The sequence below is a fragment of the Marinobacter sp. genome (assembly GCF_014859525.1).
In the GTDB taxonomy this organism is placed as follows: domain Bacteria; phylum Pseudomonadota; class Gammaproteobacteria; order Pseudomonadales; family Oleiphilaceae; genus Marinobacter.
Genome location: NZ_JACUUB010000004.1, coordinates 1 through 22,705 on the forward strand (window position 1 = coordinate 1; position 22,705 = coordinate 22,705).

23 protein-coding genes and 1 other RNA gene are annotated in these 22,705 nt (G+C 55.5%); 21 read left to right on the forward strand and 3 right to left on the reverse strand.

Annotated elements, in window-relative coordinates:
* Positions 1-119 precede the first annotated feature (119 nt).
* From IBX51_RS02045 to IBX51_RS02100, 12 genes are all read left to right on the forward strand, one after another.
* Positions 120-1,670: a 2-isopropylmalate synthase gene (locus IBX51_RS02045; RefSeq protein WP_291828204.1), complete on the forward strand. Its 1,551-nt coding sequence runs from the start codon at positions 120-122 to the stop codon at positions 1,668-1,670.
* Between the two features lie 28 nt (positions 1,671-1,698).
* A complete protein-coding gene (locus IBX51_RS02050; RefSeq protein WP_291828206.1) occupies positions 1,699-2,532 on the forward strand; it encodes a hypothetical protein in 834 nt (277 codons plus the stop codon).
* Positions 2,529-3,008 (forward strand): ribosomal protein S18-alanine N-acetyltransferase, encoded by a 480-nt coding sequence (gene rimI, locus IBX51_RS02055; RefSeq protein WP_291828207.1) that lies wholly within the window; start codon positions 2,529-2,531, stop codon positions 3,006-3,008. The genes IBX51_RS02050 and rimI overlap by 4 nt, the downstream gene beginning before the upstream one ends.
* Before the next feature lie 60 nt (positions 3,009-3,068).
* Positions 3,069-4,649 (forward strand): peptide chain release factor 3, encoded by a 1,581-nt coding sequence (gene prfC / locus IBX51_RS02060; RefSeq protein ID WP_291828210.1) that lies wholly within the window; start codon positions 3,069-3,071, stop codon positions 4,647-4,649.
* A 23-nt stretch (positions 4,650-4,672) separates the two neighbouring features.
* The gene (locus IBX51_RS02065) at positions 4,673-5,446 is read left to right on the forward strand and encodes a TatD family hydrolase (protein WP_291828212.1); all 774 of its coding nucleotides are present in this window, start codon (positions 4,673-4,675) and stop codon (positions 5,444-5,446) included.
* Between the two features lie 220 nt (positions 5,447-5,666).
* On the forward strand, positions 5,667-6,095 hold the full coding sequence (gene rplM, locus IBX51_RS02070) for a 50S ribosomal protein L13 (protein WP_291828213.1): 429 nt from the start codon (positions 5,667-5,669) through the stop codon (positions 6,093-6,095).
* Positions 6,096-6,107: 12 nt separating this feature from the next.
* On the forward strand, positions 6,108-6,500 hold the full coding sequence (gene rpsI / locus IBX51_RS02075) for a 30S ribosomal protein S9 (protein ID WP_291828214.1): 393 nt from the start codon (positions 6,108-6,110) through the stop codon (positions 6,498-6,500).
* A gap of 236 nt (positions 6,501-6,736) precedes the next feature.
* Positions 6,737-7,330, forward strand: coding sequence for a ubiquinol-cytochrome c reductase iron-sulfur subunit (petA, locus tag IBX51_RS02080; protein WP_291828217.1), 594 nt, complete (start codon positions 6,737-6,739; stop codon positions 7,328-7,330).
* Positions 7,330-8,562 (forward strand): cytochrome bc complex cytochrome b subunit, encoded by a 1,233-nt coding sequence (locus tag IBX51_RS02085; RefSeq protein ID WP_291828218.1) that lies wholly within the window; start codon positions 7,330-7,332, stop codon positions 8,560-8,562. Before petA ends, IBX51_RS02085 begins: the two co-directional genes overlap by 1 nt.
* Positions 8,562-9,317 (forward strand): cytochrome c1, encoded by a 756-nt coding sequence (locus IBX51_RS02090; RefSeq protein ID WP_291828219.1) that lies wholly within the window; start codon positions 8,562-8,564, stop codon positions 9,315-9,317. Before IBX51_RS02085 ends, IBX51_RS02090 begins: the two co-directional genes overlap by 1 nt.
* Before the next feature lie 105 nt (positions 9,318-9,422).
* A complete protein-coding gene (locus IBX51_RS02095) occupies positions 9,423-10,052 on the forward strand; it encodes a glutathione S-transferase N-terminal domain-containing protein (protein ID WP_291828220.1) in 630 nt (209 codons plus the stop codon).
* A 37-nt stretch (positions 10,053-10,089) separates the two neighbouring features.
* Positions 10,090-10,521 (forward strand): ClpXP protease specificity-enhancing factor, encoded by a 432-nt coding sequence (locus IBX51_RS02100; RefSeq protein WP_291828222.1) that lies wholly within the window; start codon positions 10,090-10,092, stop codon positions 10,519-10,521.
* 28 nt (positions 10,522-10,549) lie between these two features.
* Here the strand turns inward: IBX51_RS02100 and IBX51_RS02105 are convergent, their stop codons facing one another.
* From IBX51_RS02105 to IBX51_RS02115, 3 genes are read right to left on the reverse strand one after another with little or no spacing between them, the layout of a single operon-like run.
* Positions 10,550-11,140: an SIS domain-containing protein gene (locus IBX51_RS02105; RefSeq protein ID WP_291828223.1), complete on the reverse strand. Its 591-nt coding sequence runs from the start codon at positions 11,138-11,140 to the stop codon at positions 10,550-10,552.
* An 8-nt stretch (positions 11,141-11,148) separates the two neighbouring features.
* Positions 11,149-11,514, reverse strand: coding sequence for a YraN family protein (locus IBX51_RS02110; RefSeq protein ID WP_291828225.1), 366 nt, complete (start codon positions 11,512-11,514; stop codon positions 11,149-11,151).
* A 12-nt stretch (positions 11,515-11,526) separates the two neighbouring features.
* Positions 11,527-13,401 carry a penicillin-binding protein activator gene (locus tag IBX51_RS02115; protein WP_291828226.1) on the reverse strand — a complete coding sequence of 625 codons (1,875 nt, stop codon included), beginning with the start codon at positions 13,399-13,401 and terminating at the stop codon, positions 11,527-11,529.
* 167 nt (positions 13,402-13,568) lie between these two features.
* Here IBX51_RS02115 and rsmI point away from each other — a divergent pair, with 167 nt between their 5' ends.
* The 9 genes from rsmI to mraY all read left to right on the forward strand — a co-directional run bounded on the left by rsmI (position 13,569) and on the right by mraY (position 22,699).
* Entirely contained in the window at positions 13,569-14,441 is an 873-nt protein-coding gene (gene rsmI, locus IBX51_RS02120; RefSeq protein WP_291828227.1) for a 16S rRNA (cytidine(1402)-2'-O)-methyltransferase, read from the forward strand.
* 39 nt (positions 14,442-14,480) lie between these two features.
* Positions 14,481-14,831, forward strand: an RNA gene (gene rnpB, locus IBX51_RS02125) — RNase P RNA component class A.
* A gap of 304 nt (positions 14,832-15,135) precedes the next feature.
* Positions 15,136-15,588, forward strand: a complete 453-nt coding sequence (gene mraZ / locus IBX51_RS02130) for a division/cell wall cluster transcriptional repressor MraZ (RefSeq protein ID WP_291828230.1) — start codon at positions 15,136-15,138, stop codon at positions 15,586-15,588.
* Entirely contained in the window at positions 15,585-16,541 is a 957-nt protein-coding gene (gene rsmH, locus IBX51_RS02135) for a 16S rRNA (cytosine(1402)-N(4))-methyltransferase RsmH (RefSeq protein WP_291828232.1), read from the forward strand. The genes mraZ and rsmH overlap by 4 nt, the downstream gene beginning before the upstream one ends.
* A gap of 26 nt (positions 16,542-16,567) precedes the next feature.
* Positions 16,568-16,972 (forward strand): cell division protein FtsL, encoded by a 405-nt coding sequence (ftsL, locus tag IBX51_RS02140; RefSeq protein ID WP_291828234.1) that lies wholly within the window; start codon positions 16,568-16,570, stop codon positions 16,970-16,972.
* 31 nt (positions 16,973-17,003) lie between these two features.
* Positions 17,004-18,746 (forward strand): penicillin-binding protein 2, encoded by a 1,743-nt coding sequence (locus IBX51_RS02145; RefSeq protein ID WP_291828236.1) that lies wholly within the window; start codon positions 17,004-17,006, stop codon positions 18,744-18,746.
* Positions 18,747-18,750: 4 nt separating this feature from the next.
* Positions 18,751-20,235, forward strand: a complete 1,485-nt coding sequence (locus IBX51_RS02150) for a UDP-N-acetylmuramoyl-L-alanyl-D-glutamate--2,6-diaminopimelate ligase (RefSeq protein WP_291828238.1) — start codon at positions 18,751-18,753, stop codon at positions 20,233-20,235.
* Positions 20,232-21,629, forward strand: coding sequence for a UDP-N-acetylmuramoyl-tripeptide--D-alanyl-D-alanine ligase (gene murF / locus IBX51_RS02155; protein WP_291828239.1), 1,398 nt, complete (start codon positions 20,232-20,234; stop codon positions 21,627-21,629). The genes IBX51_RS02150 and murF overlap by 4 nt, the downstream gene beginning before the upstream one ends.
* Positions 21,614-22,699, forward strand: coding sequence for a phospho-N-acetylmuramoyl-pentapeptide-transferase (gene mraY / locus IBX51_RS02160; protein WP_291828241.1), 1,086 nt, complete (start codon positions 21,614-21,616; stop codon positions 22,697-22,699). The genes murF and mraY overlap by 16 nt, the downstream gene beginning before the upstream one ends.
* The last annotated feature ends 6 nt before the right edge of the window (positions 22,700-22,705 follow it).

The following is a 22,705-nucleotide window of genomic DNA, read 5'->3' on the forward strand; positions in this document are numbered from 1 at the left end:
TCAGGCTCTTAATACCCTAACCCCCGACAGCGTCGCTGCCGGGGGTTTTTTATTTCCAGTTCGGAAGAAGTGATATACTTCCGCCATTATTCAAAACAAGTTCTGATGGGAGCCTTGCAATGGCCGCTACTGATCATCTGGTCATTTTTGACACCACGCTCCGGGACGGCGAGCAAAGCCCCGGCGCCACCATGAACAAGAATGAAAAGCTCCGGATTGCCAAGGTGCTCGAGAAACTTCGAGTCGATGTGATCGAAGCGGGTTTTGCCATTGCCAGCCAGGGCGACTTTGAGGCGGTCAAGGGTATCGCTGAAACAGTCAAGGGTTCGACCGTGTGTAGCCTGGCAAGAGCCCTGGACAAAGACATTGATCGGGCCGCCGAAGCTATTCGTCCGGCAGAAAGTGGCCGGATACATACGTTCATCGCGACTTCCCCTATCCATATGAAGCATAAGCTTCAGATGGAGCCGGACCAAGTGGTAGAGCAGGCTGTTCGAGCGGTTAAGCGTGCGCGCAGTCATGTTGATGACGTTGAGTTTTCCTGTGAGGATGCTGGTCGTTCAGAGCTGGATTTTCTGTGTCGTATCATCGAGGCTGCCATTGATGCAGGTGCTCGCACGATTAATATTCCGGATACTGTTGGGTACGCAATTCCTGAGCAGTTTGGCGAGACCATCCGGCAGTTGCTGAACCGGATCCCTAACGCAGATAAGGCTATATTTTCGGTACACTGCCACAACGATTTGGGCCTTGCGGTCGCCAATTCGTTGGCCGCCGTCAGTAACGGCGCTCGGCAGGTGGAATGTACGATCAATGGGTTGGGTGAGCGTGCCGGCAACGCCTCACTCGAAGAGATCGTGATGGCCGTTCGCACCCGCAAGGACCTCTTCAATATTGACACCCGTATTGATAGTCAACACATCGTTCCGGCTTCCCGGCTGGTGTCCACGATCACCGGCTTTCCGGTACAGCCAAATAAGGCCATCGTTGGTGCTAATGCATTTGCCCATGAGTCCGGGATTCACCAGGACGGGGTTCTGAAGCACCGCGAAACCTATGAAATTATGCGAGCTGAGGATGTCGGCTGGCACACCAACAGCCTGGTTTTGGGCAAGCATTCTGGTCGCAACGCCTTTCGTACTCGGTTGCTAGAACTTGGCATACAGTTTGAGACTGAAACCGAGCTTAATGAGGCATTTACGCGGTTCAAGGCGTTGGCCGATCTGAAGCATGAGATCTTCGATGAAGACCTCCAGGCCATCGCCAGTGATACCCGGCAAAAAGAGGAAGACGGCCGCTACGGTCTGGTCTGCATGCAGGTGTGCTCTGAGACCGGTGTCGTACCTAATGCACGCCTCACCATGTTGCTTGATGGCAAAGAGCACGCGGTAGAAGCAGAAGGTAGTGGCCCGGTAGACGCCACCTTTAAAGCGATTGAGTCATTGGTTGATTCCGGCTGTAATCTGCAACTGTATTCGGTAAATAACATTACGAGTGGGACCGATGCCCAGGGCGAGGTAACAGTCCGCCTGGAGCGGGGTGGCCGCATTGTGAATGGTGTCGGTGCAGACACCGATATTATTATTGCCTCTGCGAAAGCCTATATTGAGGCGCTCAACCTTATTGCTCGTGGCGGCACTCGTCATCATCCTCAGGGCGGGGATGTCTGAAATTCTATCATATGACGGAGTGCTCTAAGTGACGCAGGAAGTGGTTCGATCAGAGGCGGCGCGTCAGTTCTATCTGGGCATGGCGGGAATCCGCACATGGTATGCCCGAGAGCCTTTGCCGGGGGCCGCCCCGAGTTCTGACTTAGACTTTGGGACGGTCCATCGAGATCTTGCAACCGCAGAGTCGCCCTCTCCTGTAAAACCGGCCCCCGTGCCCATCTCGCGATCGGATACCGGCAATAAGGACAAGCTGGCGCGCCTGAAAACACTGATGGGCGCCGAGCCTGAGCGGCCATCAATGTCTGCCGGATCTCAAAGTTCACTCGTTGTCGAGGGACCGGAAGACAGTGCACCGTTATCTTCCGCCGATGATCAGAAAGAAGCTACTGACGATGCTGAGCGTGCGGGCTCAAGGAGCGTGTCGGTCACTCAGGCGCCCAAGCTGTGTTTGCAGTGTTGGACGGGTGACCGGGTTCTCTTGTTGGCGAATCTCTCCGAGGAGGCCAGCCTGTCGTTGCAAGAAACGCTGGCGCTTAACATTGTTCGTAGTCTGGGTGAAACGGCTACCCATCAATTGGGCGTGCTTCGCTGGCCCCTGTTTAATAATTTGAAAGTGTCTTTGAACAGCGAAACCAATCTTGCGGTTTTGCTCCGGGAGTACTTGGCGAACGACTCAGGTAAATCCGTGATCACGCTCGGCCTGCCTACTGACTCGTCGGTTATTGCCAATATCCTCGGCGACGTTCTTGAAAAGACACCAGACATCGTCTTCGATCAGTCGTTGGCGGCACTGGCTGCAAACCCCGACCTCAAGCGGCAGTTGTGGCAGCTCATCAAGCCGTTGGCCGCCGGGGCTCGATGAGTTCTTCGATTTTTGATCAGGTTCGGCTTCAGGATCTGGAGTTTCGTCCAATGACGACGGGCGATCTCCCGAAGGTGCTGGAGCTTGAGTTGCTTGGCTACTCCCACCCGTGGACCGAGGGGGTGTTTCGGGATTGTTTTAAAGAAAACTATCGGCTCTGGTCGATGGTTCAGGGGGAAGTGCTTCGGGGTTACGCGGTCGTCAATTATATGGTCGATGAGGCCCACCTTCTGAACATCTGTGTGCATCCTTGTCTTCGGGGTCAGGGAGCAGGACGGAAACTTTTGCGCCATGTGCTGTCGACATCGGTCAAGGAAGGCATGGTGCAAATGCTTCTTGAGGTCAGAGATACTAATGAAGCCGCAACTGCGCTCTATGTGAGCGAGGGCTTCGAAGAAATTGGCCGCCGGCCCGGATATTATCCAGCCGCAGCCGGGCGTGAAGATGCCCGTGTGATGGCGTATCGGTTCACGTGAGCATTGCCTAACCCGTATAATGCGGTGCTTTCATCCAATCCATTCAGGTTTTCGTTGTCTATGTCTAACCTATCTCAGGAAGTGGCAAAGCGCCGCACCTTTGCGATCATCTCGCACCCGGACGCGGGTAAAACGACCATTACCGAAAAAGTACTGCTGTTTGGTCAGGCGATCCAGAAAGCAGGCACGGTCAAAGGTAAAAAGTCTGGTCAGCACGCAAAGTCTGACTGGATGGAAATGGAAAAGGAACGGGGCATATCAGTAACTACTTCGGTGATGCAGTTCCCTTACGGCGGCAAGTTGGTCAACTTGCTGGATACGCCGGGCCATGAAGATTTCTCGGAGGATACCTATCGCACGCTGACGGCTGTTGACTCCTGCTTGATGGTGATCGATAGCGCCAAGGGTGTTGAGGAACGCACCATCAAGCTGATGGAAGTAACGCGCCTGCGTGACACGCCGATTCTGACGTTTATGAATAAGCTGGATCGGGATACGCGAGATCCGATTGAGCTGATGGATGAAGTTGAAGACGTTCTGAAGATTGCCTGCGCACCCATTACCTGGCCGATTGGCATGGGTAAAAGCTTCAAGGGCATCTATCACCTTTACCGGGACGAAGTGGTTCTGTATCAGTCAGGGCAGGGTCACACGATTCAGGAGAGACGTGTTATCAAAGGGTTGGATAATCCTGATTTGGAGCAGGCTCTGGGTGGCTACGCTTCCGACCTGCGGGACGAGATTGAGCTGGTGAAGGGTGCGTCCCACGAATTTGATCAGGACGCTTTTCTGGCCGGTCAACTGACACCGGTATTCTTTGGGACGGCGTTGGGTAACTTCGGTGTTGACCATATGCTGGACGGATTGGTTGAATGGGCACCCGCACCGCTACCCCGCGAGACCGACACCAGAATGGTTGAGCCTGCTGACGAAGATTTTTCGGGCTTTGTGTTTAAAATTCAGGCGAATATGGACCCCCAGCACCGGGATCGCGTGGCCTTTATGCGCATCGTCTCTGGTAAATACAGTCAGGGCATGAAAGCTCGCCATGTGCGAATTGCCAAAGACGTCAGATTTTCTGATGCACTGACGTTTATGGCGGGCGATCGTGAGCATGCCGAAGAAGCCTTTGCGGGCGACATTATTGGTCTGCATAACCACGGCACCATTCAGTTGGGTGACACCTTCACCGCCGGCGAGAATATGAAGTTCACCGGTATTCCGAACTTCGCACCAGAACTGTTCCGCCGCATTCGTCTGAAGGATCCGCTCAAGGCCAAGCAATTACAGAAGGGGCTAATTCAGCTCTCTGAGGAGGGCGCGGTGCAGGTGTTCCGGCCGGTACGGAATAACGACTTGATCGTGGGCGCCGTGGGTGTGCTGCAGTTTGATGTTGTGGTGAGTCGGTTGAAGAGTGAATACAAGGTTGAGGCGATATACGAGCCGATCAACGTGGCGACCGCGCGTTGGGTGACGTGTGACGATGAGCGGAAGCTCGACGAGTTCCAGCGCAAAAACCAGGAAAACGTCGCTCTCGATGGTGGAGATCGGCTGGCTTATATCGCCCCGACCATGGTGAATCTGAATCTGGCCCAAGAGCGCTATCCGGATATCAAGTTCCACAAGACTCGAGAGCACTGAATCGACGATTTCGGGAGAGGTGCATGCAGCTGATCGACGCTCACTGCCATTTTGACTTTCCCTATTTTGACAATATTCGCGATCAGGAGCTGGTTCGTGCCCGGCAAGAAGGTGTCTCAGCGTTGGTAATACCGGGCGTGCGTCGCCACGACTGGCCGAGAGTTCGGGCATTGTCGGCGCCAGAGCAGGGTGTGTGGTACTGCCTTGGGATTCATCCCTGGTATGTCGATGAGCATCACGAACAGGATTTGTCCTTACTGGAGTCGACGCTGGCCTCGCTCCCCCCGGGTTGTGTTGGCCTCGGTGAGTGTGGTCTCGATGCGCTCTGGGGCGATATAGACCGGCAACAGGAATGGTTTCGGGCCCAGGTTGGAATTGCCTCTCGAGTCAACCTGCCTTTGATTATTCACTCGGTGAAAACGCACGATCAGATATATGGAGTGCTCCGGTCGGCAAATTGGTCTGGTCGCGCGTTGGTGCATGGTTTTTCCGGTAGCTATCAGCAGGCCCGAAAACTCGTCGATCTAGGTTGTTATATTGGGGTCGGAGGGGTAATAACCTACGCTCGCGCCCACAAGACCCGTGACACCATGGCAAGGCTGCCAATTGAGGCTCTGGTTCTTGAAACAGACGCCCCGGACATGGCCCCTGCCGGTGTGCCAAAGGGTAAAAACTCTCCAGTCTACCTGCCACAGATTATGCGTGCGCTGGCCGGGCTCAGGGGGCAGTCTGCGGAGCAGATAGCACCAACGCTGTTTGAGAATGCCTGCAAATTATACGGTTGGTCTGGGGTGTGAGTATTGCGGGAATAGGGGATTAACGAAACACTTTTCGGTAGGGTTGGTTTTCCGAAGCGGTTCGAGTATACTTCGCGACCTGGCTTTTCAAGGCGATGGCGCTATCTCAGCCCCGAATGGTGTCATTGCAGTAATAAACAGGTGTGAACCTCCTCCGGATGCCTTGCATGTACCGGTGGTGGTTTTTAACGTTTCTTTTATAGCGTTCAAGGCGGAATAAATGAAGACTCTGAGTGCGAAACCAGAAGCCGTAAAACGTGACTGGTACGTTGTAGACGCAGCCGGCAAGACGCTGGGTCGTCTGTCAACCGAAATCGCCCTTCGTCTGCGGGGCAAGCATAAGCCTGAGTATACCCCTCACGTGGACACTGGCGACTATATCGTCGTAATTAATGCCAGCCAGGTGAAGGTTACCGGCAAAAAGGCATCGGATAAAATGTATTACAGCCACACCGGCTTTCCAGGTGGAATCAAATCCATCAGTTTCGAGAAGCTGGTAGACAAGGCTCCCGAGCAAATCATTCAGAAGGCCGTAAAAGGTATGCTTCCGAAGGGTCCGCTTGGTCGCGCCATGTTCAAGAAGCTTAAAGTCTACGCCGGCGCTGAGCATGCTCATGCAGCCCAGCAGCCCAAAGAACTCGACATCTAACGGAAGGCGGATATGTCTGTAGCACAAAATTACGGTACGGGTCGCCGCAAGTCATCTACGGCTCGAGTTTTCATCAAGCCGGGAAGCGGCAATATCTCTATTAACGGTCGCACAATCGAGGATTTCTTCGGTCGTGAGACACTTCGAATGATCGTTCGTCAGCCACTGGTTGTTGCTGAGTCCGCGGATCGCTTCGATATCATGGTCACCGTAAAGGGTGGTGGTATCAGCGGCCAGGCCGGAGCGATTCGCCACGGTTTGACCCGTGCGTTGATGGATTACGACGAAACTCTTCGCCCTGCGCTGCGTAAAGCGGGTTATGTTACCCGTGACGCTCGTAAGGTTGAGCGTAAGAAGGTTGGTTTGCGCAAGGCGCGTAAGCGTCCTCAGTACTCCAAGCGTTAATCGACATTTTATGTCGACGGGAAAGCCCGGCCCTATGGTCGGGTTTTTTTGTATCTGGGGTCTCTCCGAATATTGATTTGATGCAGGGTTGAGCGCTGACATGAGCCTTTCCGGCTTGTAAGCCGGGGGTAATTTCATTACCATTTCAGCGCTTATAATTTTGGGTTGTGAAGTCCTTTTCGAAGCGCAGTGCCGGTTTTCCGCGTCTGTGCCTCGCCTGATGGGAGAAAACCATAATGAGTAATGGCGACGTGAACCAAGGTCGACGCCGATTTCTGGTCGGTGCTACGTCCGTGGTAGGTGGTGTCGGCGTCGTCGGTGCAGCGGTTCCTTTCGTGGCGTCCTGGAATCCCAGTGCGAAAGCGGAAGCGGCCGGTGCTCCGGTAACCGTAAGTGTCGACAAAATCGAACCTGGTCAACAAATTACCGTCGAGTGGCGGGGTAAGCCGGTATGGATCATCCGGCGAACTGAGGAGATGCTCGAGAACATCGAGACGCTGTCTCCGCGCATGAAAGATCCTGAGTCTGAAGATCCGCAGCAGCCAGGGTATATCACTGGTGCTCAGCGCTCTATCAAGCCTGAGTTCATAGTGCTGGTGGGTATTTGTACCCACCTGGGCTGCGTGCCGAGCTATCGTCCTGAGGTGGCTCCTGCAGATCTTGGTGGTGAGTGGCTGGGTGGTCTATTCTGTCCGTGCCATGGTTCCCGATTCGATCTGTCCGGTCGTGTCTATTCTAATCAGCCTGCTCCGCTGAACCTTGAAGTTCCGCCGTACCGGTTTGATGATGATGCGACCATGACAATTGGTCTTGATCCGGAGGCGGCGTAATGAACAAGCTGATTAATTGGGTAGATGAGCGTTTGCCGGTCGTCGAGGCCTGGAACAAACACCTGGCGAAATATTACGCCCCCAAGAACTTTAACGTTTGGTATTTCTTTGGTTCGCTGGCGATGCTGGTTCTGGTTAACCAGTTGGTGACCGGTATCTGGCTGACTATGAGCTATAACCCGTCGGCGGAAGGTGCATTTGCTTCCGTTGAATACATCATGCGCGATGTGGAATGGGGTTGGTTGTTGCGTTACCTGCACTCCACCGGCGCGTCGGCGTTCTTTGTGGTGGTGTACCTCCACATGTTCCGTGGCCTGATGTATGGCTCATACCAGAAGCCCCGTGAGCTGATCTGGATTTTCGGCATGCTCATTTACCTGGTGCTGATGGCTGAAGCGTTCATGGGCTACCTGTTGCCATGGGGTCAGATGTCTTACTGGGGTGCCCAGGTTATCGTTAACCTGTTCGGTGCAATTCCGATCATTGGCGAGGATCTTTCCTTGTGGATTCGTGGTGACTACCTGATCTCAGGTATTACCCTGAACCGATTCTTTGCACTGCACGTTGTCGCGCTGCCGATCGTTCTGCTGGGTCTGGTTGTGCTCCATATTCTTGCGCTGCACGAAGTGGGCTCAAACAACCCTGATGGTATTGATATCAAGAAGAATAAAGATGAAAACGGTATTCCGAAAGACGGTATTCCGTTCCACCCTTATTACAGCGTGCACGACCTGATGGGCGTGGGTGTCTTCTTCTTCATCTTCTTCATCGTGGTGTTCTACTTCCCGGAGATGGGCGGTCTGTTCCTCGAGAAGCCAAACTTTGAACCGGCTAACAACCTGAAAACGCCTGCTCACATTGCTCCGGTCTGGTATTTTACGCCCTTCTACGCGATGCTGCGTGCGGTGACGGTGGACCTGTTTGGTCTGGATGCCAAGTTCTGGGGTGTGGTTGTAATGGGCGCAGCGATTGCGATTCTGTTCGTGCTGCCCTGGCTCGACAAGAGCCCGGTTCGCTCCATCCGTTACAAAGGCTGGCTGAGCAAGATCGCACTGGCAATCTTCGTGGTGAGCTTTGTAGTGCTGGGGTATCTTGGTATTGTGCCCGCCACTGAAGGTCGTACCATTGCTGCTCAGATTCTGACGGTGTTGTACTTCCTGTACTTTATTCTCATGCCGTTCTACACGCGCATGGAAAAAACCAAGCCAGTACCAGAGAGGGTGACAGGATAATGAGAAAGCTGATTTTTGGTCTTTTCATCGCGATCCTGCCGGCCTTCGGGCTGGCAGCTGCTCCCGGCGGTGCTCTGGATTCCATGAAGCCGGATCACACCAATACGGAATCGTTGCAGAGAGGTGCTGCACTGTTCACCAACTACTGCATGGGGTGTCACTCCATGGAGTACGCTCGATACAAGCGGGTGTCCGATGATCTGGAGATTCCTGCGGATCTGTTCGAGGAAAATCTGATTTTTACCGGTGCAAGAATCGGTGAGTTAATGCAGATTTCCATGAGCAAGGACATGGCGGCTGGCTGGTTTGGTGCTCCGCCACCTGACTTGACTCTGGTAACGCGTGTGCGCAGTGAATCCTGGGTGTTTTCGTATCTGCGCGGTTTCTATCAGGACGACTCGCGTCCGTTGGGCGTGAATAACGTGGTGTTCGGCAACGTCGGTATGCCTCACGTAATGGTAGAAATGCAGGGTCTGTGTGCCGTTGAGCCTCGAATTGGTGTGGGTGCTTCGGTCGAGCCGTTGAGTGGGAATATCAACAACTCGGATGTGTGCCCGGAGTATGCGATTGAGGGCAGCATGTCTGCTGCTGAGTTCGATCGCGCCATGTGGGATCTGACTAACTTCATGTCCTACATGGGTGACCCGGTAAAGGTTGAGCGCGAACGCCTGGGTATATTCGTGCTGATCTTTGTGGCGATCTTCTTCATCTTTGCGTACCTGCTTAACCGCGAGTACTGGAAAGACGTACACTAAGATTTAGGGTATAATCTTCAATCCTGAATTCCAGCGGGTCGGTAAGGCTCGCTGGAATTTTGCGTTTGTGCATTGTTTCGATTTTCAGAATCGTGAGGTAGTTATATGGGCGTTGTGACCAAGCGGTCATCAATGACGTTTTTCTCGGATCCGGCCAGTCATTACAGCCACCGTGTGCGCATTGTGCTGGCAGAGAAGGGTGTTACCGTTGATATTGTCGATGTGGATCCGGATAACCCGCCGGGAGAATTGGCTGATCTGAATCCGTACAACGCCCTGCCAACATTGGTGGATCGGGATCTCGTGCTGTACGAGCCGAACATCATGATGGAATACCTGGATGAGCGTTTCCCGCACCCGCCGCTGTTGCCGGTTTATCCAGTGGCCAGAGCTAACAGTCGGCTGATGATTCACCGTATTCAGAAAGATTGGTGCAGGCTGGTGGATCAGATTCTGGCGCAACCGACAGGTAAGGCCTCGGAAGCTGCCCGTAAAGAGCTCAAAGAAAGTCTGTTTGCGGCCGGTCCCCTGTTTGCTGAAATGCCTTTTTTCCTGTCAGAAGAGTTCACCATCGTCGACTGCTGTATTGCTCCGATCCTTTGGCGTTTGCCGGCGCTGGGTATCGACATGAACGACAAGCAGGCGAAGCCTCTGCTGAAGTATATGGACAGTATCTTTGCTCGCGAAGGGTTCAAGGCGAGCCTTTCGGATTTGGAAGAAGATATTCGCAGCTGATTGGCAAAGCCCGCGTGCCGGGGCAGGAGTTGTTGCAGTGCCTGATATGAATATCACCATGACGTCCAGCCGGCCTTACCTTGTACGGTCGCTGAATGAGTGGATTCTGGATAATGACTGCACGCCCTATATTGTGGTGGATGCGGGTGTTCAAGGGGTGCAGGTGCCCACAGAGCATGTAGCCAACGGGCAGATTGTCTTGAACATCAGTCCGGGTGCCGTTCGGAGCCTGGTCATCGGGAACGGGGCGCTGGAGTTCAGCGCCCGTTTCGGTGGAGTGCCAATGCAGGTGTTTATCCCGTTACAGGCTGTTATGGCGATTTACGCCAAAGAGAACGGCGAGGGTATGGTGTTCGGCAGTGAACCTGGATCACCCGATCCGGAAGGCGGGGTAGACGCAGATCACTCTGCTGGGCGGCGTTCGGATGAGCGCCCCAGTGGGCGGCCAACCTTGAAAGTAGTGAAATAAAAAAGCCGGCGAATGCCGGCTTTTTTATTTATCCACCAAACAGTTTGTGATCAACCAGGTCGCACAATGCGTTGATGATCAAAAGCATCAGTGGTGTCGCTTCATAGGGGGCGAGATCGTTCAGGGCGATTTCACGGTCTTCCGGGTGCATCAGTGAGGTAATGTCTGACTTTTCTCGGGCACTTAATACCACAACCTGCATTTCCCGGTCGTGTGCCGCTTGAATCGCTTGTATCAGGTTGGCTTTGTGGCCGTCATCAACGACCACGAAGAGCAAATCACCAGGCTTGCCAATGGCCCTGACCTGGCGTGAGAAGGTGTCGTTAAAGCGGTTGTCTCGACAGATGGCCGAGTAGGTGGTCGCATCAGCGCCAAGGTTGATGGCGGGGAGCGCTGGTCGGTCTTGCTCGAATCGATTCAGCAGTGCTGTGCAAAAATACTGGGCAAGGATATTGGCACTGCCATTGGCGCATGCAATGATTTTTCCGTCCTGGAGCAGGGTGGCGACAAACGCGTCTGCTACGTCTTCAATGGCTGGCCCGGCGGTCGTAGCCGCTTGCGCGGTTTGCTCCATGTGATTGGCGAACCACTGATTAATTTTCTGTGCGGTATCGGTCATGGTCTCGATTAATCTGCCTGAATTGCGTTTCTGATCCATTGTACCCGGTATTTGCGAACGGTACCCGGCATGATCGCGACAACGTCGATCCTCGAAGGTAGGTCCCAGAGGTTGTGTTTGTGCAGGTAAAAGGAAGCGGCACGCACTAATCGTCGCTGTTTGCTGGGGGTGATAGAGCTGGCCGGATCAACCAGGCTACCGGGGCCTCGATAGCGCACTTCGAAAAACACCAGGGCGTCACCGTCACGCCCGATCAGATCGATCTCGCCGCCTCGGTTGTAGACATTCTGCTCCAGAATGCTAACGCCTCGGCTAGCCAGATAGCGGGCAGCAACTGCTTCATAATACGTGCCGATCTCGCGGCTGCCTTCCATGGCGCAGACCCTTTAGAGGTTGAGTGCGGGTTGCTGTTGGCGTGGCGCGTCCTCTTCCGTTGTGTCCTGTTCGGTCAGTTCCGGTCTCAGCGCTGGTCGACCACTTTGGAACTGTGCCCAGAGTTGTTGCCGGTGAATGATACCGTCTGGCGTCATGGAGAGAACGCCGGTCTGGCCTTCGATCGTGGCCCCTTCCACCTGTCGTAACAACGGAAGGCGTTTGCTGAGCTGCCAGGCATCTGCGCCCATTGCAAACAGTCTCCCCAGCTGGCCTCGGGTGCCGGTGAGATTCTGTTCCGCTTGGGTTCGCAGGGGGTTGTCTGGAGCCAGCACCCAGGGAATATCGGTAAAAGTGACCCGGTTCAGGTCGCGGTCCCGGCCGGGGTCGGGTGTGCCTTCGTAGACGATGGACGATGAGTAGACCGGAAGATCGCCCGAAAAATAAAAGGCAAAGAGCGGGTTAAATTGCCGTGCAACGGTTGGTTCGGCAATTAATACAATTGCTTCTGCATCCTGGCGGCGCCGGGGTTCAAATTCGACATTCATACCAATGGTGCGCTCTACCTGAATAGCGCGTTGCCTGGAGGTGGTTACGCCCAGCAGATCGGCAGTGACGGATCGAAAATTGTCCTCTGGAAAGAACCGCTCAATATCCAGAACCGTGCCGCTGTTTTGCTCCATGCGTTGCAGTAAGGCGTGCTCTACCCGGTCTCCCCATTCGCCGCGTGGTATAAGTGCCAGAATCTGGTTCAGTCCTTGGGAGGCCAGTTGGTCGGCAATCTGCCGGGCTTCGTCTTCGGCCGAGAGGCCGTACTGGTATAGCCCGTCCGGGATTCTGTTGTCAGCGGGCAGGTAGTTGAGCCCAAGCACGGGCACGGCCAGGGTGTTCATGATGCTGAGACCAGCGAGCGCGTCTTTCTCGAGTGGGCCGACGATCAGATCAATGGCCTGATCTGCCAGATCGGCATAAAGTTCTGCGAAGGGTTTGGCGGAGGTGTCCAGTATTCGAATGTCGGTCTGGTCGCGATCGACGCTTTCATCGCTGTAATAGGCGGCGAGAAAGCCATCGCGAATGGCTTTGCCTGCACTGGCAAGCGAACCTTGCAGAGGCAGTGCCAGCACAATCCGTTCCGGTCGACTGGTGGCCAGCTCTGCCAAAAGACTGAGATCGATTGGCAGAATCTGGGCCGCCGGGTGGCCTGGCCAGTTGTTCTGCCAGTTTCGTATCAGGCGGCCTTGTTCGTCGAGCCCTGCATCACGAGCCCTAAGGGTAGTGGCCAGTTCAAGCCAGCCCTGTTCTTCATAGCCGATGGCGCTGGCAGATGCTTCTGCGAGTCGCTGGTTCGAAATGCTTTTGAGGTAGTGCCAGATTTGTGTGTGAATTTGTCTTGGGTCGCTCTGGCTATCCGTCTGGCTCAAAAGCATCAGTGACAGTGCCGCAGACAATTGGTCCCCAGTCAGGGCAAAGGTGCGAGCCTGTAACTCCGCGGCCCGCCCGATCATGTCGCCCGGAAAGCTCAGAAACTGGTCTGGCGACATCTGGGCGGTTAGCTCCCTGGCCCACCGACTGTCCTGGAGTTCGACAGCGCCGGCCATGGCAAGCAACCGTCTCTGGTCGGCAAGGTTGCCCTGAGCGTTGCTCAGTTGGTCGCTGCGTAGAATTTGTCTGGCGGCCGGATGATTGTCCCGATCCTGGAAATCGCTCGCGATGCGGAGCAGGTAGCGCTGGGCAGTCGCGGGGTCGCGTTCACTTCGCGCAAGTTCAAGGGCCTTTTCCGGGGTGTCTGCGACATGACTGTCCAGATTCACGGTGGCGCAACCTGCTGCAAGAAATGTAAACAGGGCGATCAGGGTAAAAATAATTCGATGGCTGCGGTATTTTGTCATGGCAGGCTCGGCTGTCTCCGGATCATTAGGCTTGTGGTGCCGCTCTTTCGGTGGCAAGTTTACCAGCTCCGGGTCTATTTCACATGACATGCTCGTCATGGGCGCGGTTGGGTTGTTTCGGGAGTGATCTGATCTTGCTCCTGTTTTTTATTGACGGGAGTAGGTGCATGTCAGTTTCGGGTCGTGTCAGGCAGGGAGAAGAAGGGGTTCTTTATGTGGTGGCAACGCCCATCGGTAATCTGGATGACCTGTCCGAGAGGGCGCTGCAGATTCTGACCAAAGTTGATTTGATCGCAGCCGAGGATACCAGGCATACCGGCAGGCTGCTGCAGCACCTGGGGCTTAGTAAGCAGATGATGGCGCTGCATGATCACAATGAGCGGGGCCGGGTCGAGAAGATATTGGCGTTGCTGGCAGAAGGGCGCCAGGTAGCGCTGGTTTCAGACGCCGGCACGCCACTGATCTCAGACCCGGGTTATATTGTGGTGAGAGAGGTCCGGGCTGCCGGGTTTCAGGTTTCCCCGATCCCCGGAGCTTGCGCCTTGGTAGCGGCTTTGTCTGTGGCGGGTCTACCAACGGACCGTTTTCTGTTTGCCGGTTTTTTGCCGGCCAAGCGTTCGGGTCGTAGAGTGGCGCTGACGGATCTTGAGAGAGAGGCGGCAACTCTGGTGTTTTATGAGTCGCCCCATCGGATTATCGATCTGATGGAGGATCTGGTGGCGGTGTTCGGTGCGGATCGCGAGTGCGTACTTGGGCGCGAGCTCACCAAAACCTTTGAGACGTTTTATAGTGGCGGTGCTGAGTCGGTGCTTGGCGACTTACAGGGCGATCCTAACGGTACCCGTGGTGAGTTTGTGGTGATGGTCCGTGGCGCGGCCCACGAACCTGAGGGTGCTGGTGCGTCTTTGGATACGGATAAGTTGCTGGGGCTTCTGATTAAAGAATTGCCCGTGAAGAAAGCGGCGCGCATTGCGGCGGAGGTTAGCGGTCTTGGTAAAAATGAATTGTATCAGCGAGCGCTTGAGCTGAAAGGTGATTAAAGCCTTGCATGGCGGCTTTCGCAAAGGTATTGTCGGCCCCGAGCTCGCCAGACAGTCGCCGCCGGTTTTACCGGGGGAGGAAAGTCCGGGCTCCGCAGGGCAAGGTGCCAGGTAACGCCTGGGCGGCGCGAGCCGACGGAAAGTGCAACAGAAAGTAAACCGCCTAAGCGCCTTCGGGTGCCGGTAAGGGTGAAATGGTGCGGTAAGAGCGCACCGCGTGGCTGGCAACAGTCCACGGCGATGGTAAACCCCACCTGGAGCAAGACCAAATAGGAATCCTACGGCGTGGCCCGCGCTGGATTCGGGTAGGTTGCTTGAGGCCTGTGGTGACGCAGGCCCTAGATGAATGACTGTCCAAGACAGAACCCGGCTTATCGGCGAGCTCGCCTTTTCCCCTCAGCGCGTAATGTGCATCCTTCTCACAAAACAGCCTTTATATCCAAAAAATCTTAAACCTTAGACTGCTCTTTCAGAGTTTTCTGCAGGTACTTGTTTTTCCTCTCTTTCTTTACATCTTTTTAACCTCTTTTTAAGTTTGTCGTTTGTAACCTCTTGTCATTAAAGGAACTTTTACTCGTGTAGCGCCTATTGCGGCGCTTGCATTGTCTATTGCGTGTTTCTATAGTGTGCGGAAGTGGGAAAAAGTGGTTTCTAGTGGTTTTTTGTGGAAATAGTCGCCTTGGATACGGCATAAATGAGTAATTTTCTCGGCAGTCATGCCATCAATATGGACGCGAAGGGTCGCCTGGCGATTCCGACGAAGGTGCGTGAAGAGCTCGCGCAGCTTTGCGGTGGCCGTATTGTTCTGACTGCCAACGCCGATGAAGAGCGCTGCCTTCTGCTTTACCCGGAGCCGGAATGGGAGACGCTGCGGCCAAAGATTGAGGCGCTGCCGAACATGAACAAAGCGGCCAGACGGCTGCAGCGACTAATACTCGGTAACGCTGCTCCAATGGAGCTGGACTCTGCCGGCCGGGTTCTGGTGCCCCCTACGCTGCGCAATTACGCCCATCTGGAGAAAAAGCTGATGCTGATCGGCCAGGGTAAAAAGCTCGAACTCTGGAGCGAGGAGCGCTGGTTCGCCTGGCTGGACGAGTCCTCTGGTGATGACGATATGCCGCCGGAAATGGAGGCTTTGTCGCTATGAGGAAAGAAGAAGAGGAGGCAGCCCGGGGGTTCAGGCACCGGTCGGTGTTGCTTGATGCCGCGGTGGACTATCTCATTAATGTTCCGTCCGGCTGCTATGTGGACGCAACGTTTGGTCGCGGTGGTCACAGCCGGCTAATCCTCAGTCAGTTGAGTGATCAGGGGAGGTTGCTGGGGATTGATAAAGATCCAGAAGCGATTCTGGCAGCCGAGCATCTTGCCCTTGGGGATGAGCGCTTTGCCTGGTACCACGGATCATTCGCCGAGCTTTCGCAGGCTTTGGACAGTCAGCATTGGCCGGTTGTTAACGGTGTGCTGATGGATTTGGGGGTGTCATCGCCGCAGCTGGATGATGCCGCTCGTGGTTTCTCGTTTATGCGTAACGGTCCGCTGGATATGAGAATGAACCCGCAGCAGGCACCGAGTGCAGCGCAGTGGCTGGCCGAGGCTGATGAGCACGATATTGCCGATGTGATATGGCGTTATGGCGAAGAGCGATTTTCTCGTCGTATCGCCCGGCTGATTGTTGCAAAGCGTCAAGAGGAAGCGATTGAGACGACTCGCCAGTTGGCTGAGTTGGTTGCCGAGGCGGTGCCAAAAAAAGAGAAGCATAAGCACCCGGCCACCCGGACCTTCCAGGCAATCCGGATTTTCATTAATCGGGAGCTGGAGGATTTGGAGATTGGTCTTAAGTCTGCGGTGGATCGGTTGGCACCGGGTGGCCGCCTTGTGGTGATCAGCTTCCACTCACTTGAAGATCGTCTGGTGAAGCGTTTTATGCGGGATCTGGCCCGAGGGCCACAGATTCCGAAAGGTGTGCCGGTAACGGCGGATCAGGAAAGGTCGGATTACGTGCTGGTCGGTAAGGCCAGCAAGGCCAATGAACAGGAAATTATCGAGAACGTTCGTGCTCGCAGTGCAGTGATGCGGGTGCTCGAACGACGAATCAATTAATCGAATTCGCAGGGGAGCGCGACGTTATGGGCGCGGTAGCCATCGAGCAACCAACGAAAACCACCCGAATCAGCAAACAGCGGGTTCGGGACGGCGTCGCAACGGCGATGCGCCTGTCACGACAGGTCTTCGATACCACCTGTGAGGCCCGAGTGTTGGTCACGCTGGGCTTGGTCGCGGTGCTGATGTTATCGGCGATCGGAGTGGTTGTCAGTGCCCACGAGAATCGGGAGCTGTTTAACACCCTTTCCGGACTGCAGCAGGCGCGTGACGGGTATCAGCGTGAGTGGAGTCAGTTGTTGCTGGAACAGAGTGCGCTGAGCGCTCATGGGCGTGTGGAACACCTTGCGGCGGAACGATTCAATATGGTGGTGCCGGGGCGCGAGGATATTGTTCTGGTGCCGATGATGAAGCCGGTTACGGCGAGATGAAGATCATAAAAAACACATCAGGGTGATCGATTTGTCCGGTCAGGGAAAGCAGGAAGAAAACTGGCAACAGCGCTTGTCCGCGGGGTTAAAGGCCTGGCGCTTCGGTTCTGTGCTGGGTGTCTTTCTGCTGGTCATGCTGGGTATTGGCTGGCGTCTGGTCGATCTGCACGTGGTGGATACAGAATTTTTGCGCCAGCAGGGCGACGTTCGGACGATTCGGGTTGAATCCATCGATGCTCACCGGGGCGTGGTCACTGACCGCCACGGCGAACCGCTGGCGGTCAGTACGCCGGTACAGACGTTGTGGGCCAATCCCTCAGAAACTGACCCTGATGACCCAAGGCTTGCGGGCCTGGCTCGTATGCTGGGTATGACCGAGGGTGCGCTCAGGGAGCGTTTACGGACGTTCGCAGGTCGCGAATTTATCTATCTGCGCCGGAAGGTGCAGCCAAGCCTTGCCAGGGAAGCCCTCGGTCTTGGGATCGGTGGCATCTACGCCCGTCAGGAGTACCGCCGTTACTATCCTGCGGGGGAAGTGACCGCTCACGTCGTTGGCTTTACCAATATTGATGAGTTGGGTCAGGAAGGTATTGAGCTGGCTTATAACCAGTGGTTAACGGGCAAGCCGGGTGCCAAGCGCGTACTGAAGGACAATCGCGGGCGCGTTATCAAGGATCTGATGCTGATCCGGGATGCCAGAGCGGGACAGGATCTTGAGTTGAGTCTTGACCTGAGGTTGCAGTACCTGGCGTACCGGGAACTCAAGGCCGTGGTCACCGCCCACAGCGCTCGCGGTGGAACACTGGTGATGCTGGATGTTGACACCGGTGAAGTGTTGGCAATGGTTAATCAGGGTTCATACAACCCCAATGACAGAACGCAGCTGTCAGCGGACACTATGCGCAACAAGGCGATTACCGATTTGTTCGAGCCGGGTTCGACCATCAAACCGATCACGGTGGCTGCAGCCTTGGAAAGCGGGAAGTACCAGTCGAACAGCATTATTGATACGTCCCCTGGTTTTAGGCGCTTCGGCCGCTTCACCATTCGGGATGCGCGCAACTATGGTGCGATTGACCTGACTGAAATAATTTCAAGATCCAGTAACGTCGGTGTAACCCATATCGCCACAGAGCTTGGCGGTGACGTACTGAGGAGCCTGTTCGCCCGGTTGGGCTTGGGGCAGGCAACCGGCATCGGCTTCCCGGGGGAAGCCGTTGGTGTTTTACCGGCCCCGTCAAGGTGGCGCCCGGTTGAGGAGGCCACGTTATCTTATGGCTACGGTATGAGTGTGAATGCGTTGCAGTTGGCGCAGGCCTATATGGTGATTGCCAATGGTGGCATCCGTTACCCGGTCAGTCTGATGAAGCAAACGGTGCCGCCCCAGGGCCAGAGAGTGCTGAGTGAAGATGTGACCAGGGCGGTTCGTGACATGTTGAAAGAGGCTGTCGCTCGGGGAACCGGGGGGCGTGGTCAGCCTGGTCTTTACGCGGCGGGTGGCAAGACCGGAACGGTGCATCTGGTTGGTGCCCACGGTTATGAAAAGAGTCAGTACAAAGCGATATTCGCGGGCATGGCTCCGATTGATGACCCGAGAATTGTAACGGTTGTGGCCGTAGATGCGCCGCAGTCTGGTGAATATTACGGCGGTGAAGTAGCCGCGCCGGTATTCGCCCGGGTGATGGGTGACGCACTGCGACTGCTGAATGTGAAGCCTGAACTGGAAGTCAGCGGGGCGAAACCGCCCAAAGTCGCTTCCGGAGAGAGAGGTTAACGCCATGTGCATCACATCCATCAGCAATCTATTACAAGGCATTGCTGACGTGCCGTCGGTATTCGATGTCACGATCCATGGTTTGCAAACAGACAGTCGATCAGTCGGTTCCGGGGATGCGTTTGTCGCGTTATCCGGCAAGAACACCGGGTCAGAACGCTATGTGGATCAGGCCATTGCCTCCGGGGCAACGGCAATTCTCCTTGAGGCGGCTGAACCCCGGGAGTGTCATGAGCGCCACGGTGCGTTGATTGTGCCTGTGGTAGGTCTCAGGGCGCAGCTTGGGCGAATTGCAGATCGATTTTTTGAGCATCCTTCGCGCCATTTGCGACTGATCGGGGTGACTGGCACTAACGGCAAAACCTCGGTTACTGAATACATCGCGCAATTGTTACGTGAGACCGGCACCCCCTGTGGCGTGCTGGGAACTCTCGGCTACGGTATGCCAGGCAAACTCCAGCCAGCTACGCATACCACGCCGGACGTGGTGCAGGTTAATCGGGTGATTAACCGGATTCGCAACGACGGTGGTCGGGCGGCTGTCATGGAGGTGTCTTCTCACGCGCTGGATCAGGGCCGGATTGACAAGCTGACTATGACGGGTGCGGTGTTCACCAATTTGACTCGGGATCATCTTGATTACCACGGCACCATGGACGCCTATGGTGAAGCTAAAGCTCGGCTGTTTCAGCGGGAAGAGCTGCATTTTTCCGTGATTAATGTTGATGATCCGTTTGGGCGCCAGCTGTATGAACAGCTCGAGGGTCAGTGCGACCGGGTTCGATACAGCCTGCATGAGGCTCAGACCGAGCTTTGGCTGAAAGATTTTGCACCGGTTGCCTCAGGGTTTCGTGCCCGGGTAGACGGACAATGGGGTGAGTTTGATCTGCAGGTGCCACTGCTGGGCAGTTTCAATGCCAGTAATGTGCTGGCGGCATTGGCGACGGTGTTAACTCTGGGTGTGCCGGTGGATCGGGCTGTCGCTGCGACGGCGAGCCTGGTGCCACCACCTGGCCGGTTGGAGCGCTTCACCGGAACCGAAGGAAAACAAGTGGTAGTGGATTATGCCCACACGCCGGACGCACTGGCGAACGCGTTGGCCGCTCTGAAACCCCATGTTGAGGGACAGTTAATTTGCGTCTTTGGCTGCGGGGGGGATCGTGACCCTGGAAAGCGCCCCGAGATGGCTCGAGAAGCTCAACAGCGGGCGGATGTGGTGATCGTCACTGACGATAATCCGAGATCTGAGGATCCGGAGCGGATTGTGCGCGACATTTTGAACGGTTTTGAAGGTGCGTCGAGCCATCAGGTTATCCATGATCGCGCCGAAGCCATTGCCGCAGCTGTTGCAATGGCCGGCCCGAATGATCTTGTGCTGGTGGCGGGTAAGGGCCATGAAGCCTGGCAGGAAATCGGCACTCAGAAACTCCCGTTCAGCGATGCTGAGCAGGTGCGCCACCTGTTGAAGCTCAATGGGGGTGTGGCATGATGCGCGATTTTTCGCTGGCAGAAGCCCGCGACTGGCTGCAGGCCGAGCTTGCCGGTACTGCAGTGGATATTGGCGCAATTCAGTTTGAGGGTGTGTCAACGGATACCAGAGCGCTGCTGCCGGGCCAGTTATATGTGGCTCTGCGTGGCGAACAATTTGACGGTCACGAGTTTCTGGCTCAGGCGACCTCTAAGGGCGCAGTGGCAGCGGTGGTCGATGTCGCGAGCAGTGCGGTTGCCATCCCGCAGCTGGTGGTTGCCGATACGGTTAACGCCCTGGCTCAACTTGCTGCCGGAAATCGCAACGAAAGCCACGCGCAATTGGTAGCGATCACCGGCAGCAGCGGCAAGACCACGGTACGGGAAATGATCTCGGCAATCCTGACGGTTATGGGCCCGACGTTGGCGACAGAGGGCAACCTCAATAATCACATCGGAGTGCCGCTGACGCTGTTCCGGCTGGCACCCGAGCACCGATACGGTGCCGTTGAGTTGGGAGCCAGTGGTTTGGGCGAAATTGCACACACCGTTGCTGTGGTTCGTCCGAAGGTGGCGGTGCTGACCAACGCCGGTCAGGCTCACCTTGAAGGTTTTGGCAGCTATCAGAACATTGTGGTTGCCAAAGGTGAAATTATTGATGGTGTACCGGCTGACGGCGTGGTGGTACTTAACCGGGATGATCCGGCGTTTGGTCAGTGGCAAAAGCGGGCTGGTCAACGGAAGGTGATCAGTGTGTCTCGTTTGGGACACCCGGAAGCGGACTACCTGGCGACTGGCGTCGAAGCCCTCGATGAAGGCTTTGAGGTCGATGTTTGCGGCCCGGACGGCTGGCAATGCCTTGTCCAGATTCCGCTGGCGGGTGAGCACAACGTCACTAACGGTTTGCTGGCTTTGGCGGCGGCTAAAGCCCTGGGGGCCACTGGGCAACAGGTCGTTGAAGGTTTGCGCAGAGTGCAGGCGGTAAAAGGCCGGTTGCAGGTTTTGAGGCCGTCCGATGAGCTAACGCTGATTGATGACAGTTACAACGCCAACCCGTTGTCGATGAAAGCGGCGATCGATGTGTTGGCGGGTTACCCGGGGCCCCGTATTGCCGTCTTCGGCGCTATGGCTGAGCTGGGCCAGGATACTGAAGCCCTGCATCGTGAAGTCGGCGATCATGCTCGGGAGCAAGGCATTGATCGTTTAATGGTGGTAGGTGCTGGCGGCGAAGGTTACGCGGCCGGTTTCGGTAGCACGACAGAAGTATTCCAGAGCCATGACCAGGCTGTGGATGCCATCGTTGGTGGCAACCAGGGGGCCATAACCGTGCTGGTGAAAGGTTCTCGCAGTTCTGCCATGGATCGTGTGGTAGAGGGGATTCAGAAAAAGGTGAATAACACATGCTGCTCTGGCTGACAGAGATTCTATCGCAGTACTTTTCCGCCCTGACCGTGTTTCAGTACCTGACACTGCGCGCGATCATGGGTGTGCTTACCGCATTGCTGATTTCACTGCTGATTGGCCCGGTAATGATTCGAAAACTGAGTCAATACCAGATCGGTCAAGCGGTGCGGGATGACGGTCCGCAAACTCACCTCAGTAAAGCCGGCACGCCCACGATGGGCGGTGCGTTGATTCTGGTGGCGATAGCAGTATCAACTTTGCTGTGGGCGGACCTGAGCAACCGATATGTATGGGTCGTGTTATCGGTCACCCTGTTGTTTGGTGCGATTGGCTGGGTGGATGATTATCGAAAGGTGGTAGAACGCAACCCGCGCGGTTTGCCCGGGCGCTGGAAGTATTTTTGGCAGTCGGTGATCGGCGCCGCCGCTGCGGTGGTGCTTTACACCACCGCCACCTTGCCCCAGGAAACCTCGCTTTACCTGCCATTCCTGAAGGATGTGTCGCTGACACTCGGCCCGGTCATGTTCATTCTGCTGACCTACTTCGTGATTGTCGGCAGCAGTAATGCGGTCAACCTGACCGACGGTCTGGACGGCCTGGCCATTATGCCGACGGTAATGGTGGCGGGCGCCCTGGCTATTTTTGCCTATGTGTCTGGCCATGCGCAGTTTGCGAACTATCTGTTGATCCCACATTTGCCGGGTGCCGGTGAGCTGATCATTTTCTGTTGCGCACTGGTTGGCGCCGGGCTTGGGTTTCTCTGGTTCAACACCTATCCGGCCCAGGTTTTCATGGGTGATGTGGGTGCGCTGGCGCTTGGGGCGGCACTGGGGGTCGTGGCCGTCATCGTGCGCCAGGAAATCGTGCTGTTCATTATGGGCGGTGTGTTTGTGATGGAAACCATATCGGTGATTTTGCAGGTGGCGTCGTACCGATTGACCGGTCGTCGCATCTTCCGGATGGCACCGCTTCATCACCATTTTGAATTGAAAGGCTGGCCGGAGCCGCGAGTTATTGTGCGGTTCTGGGTAGTTACTGTGGTTCTGGTCCTGATTGGTCTGGCCAGTCTGAAAATCCGATAGGAAATT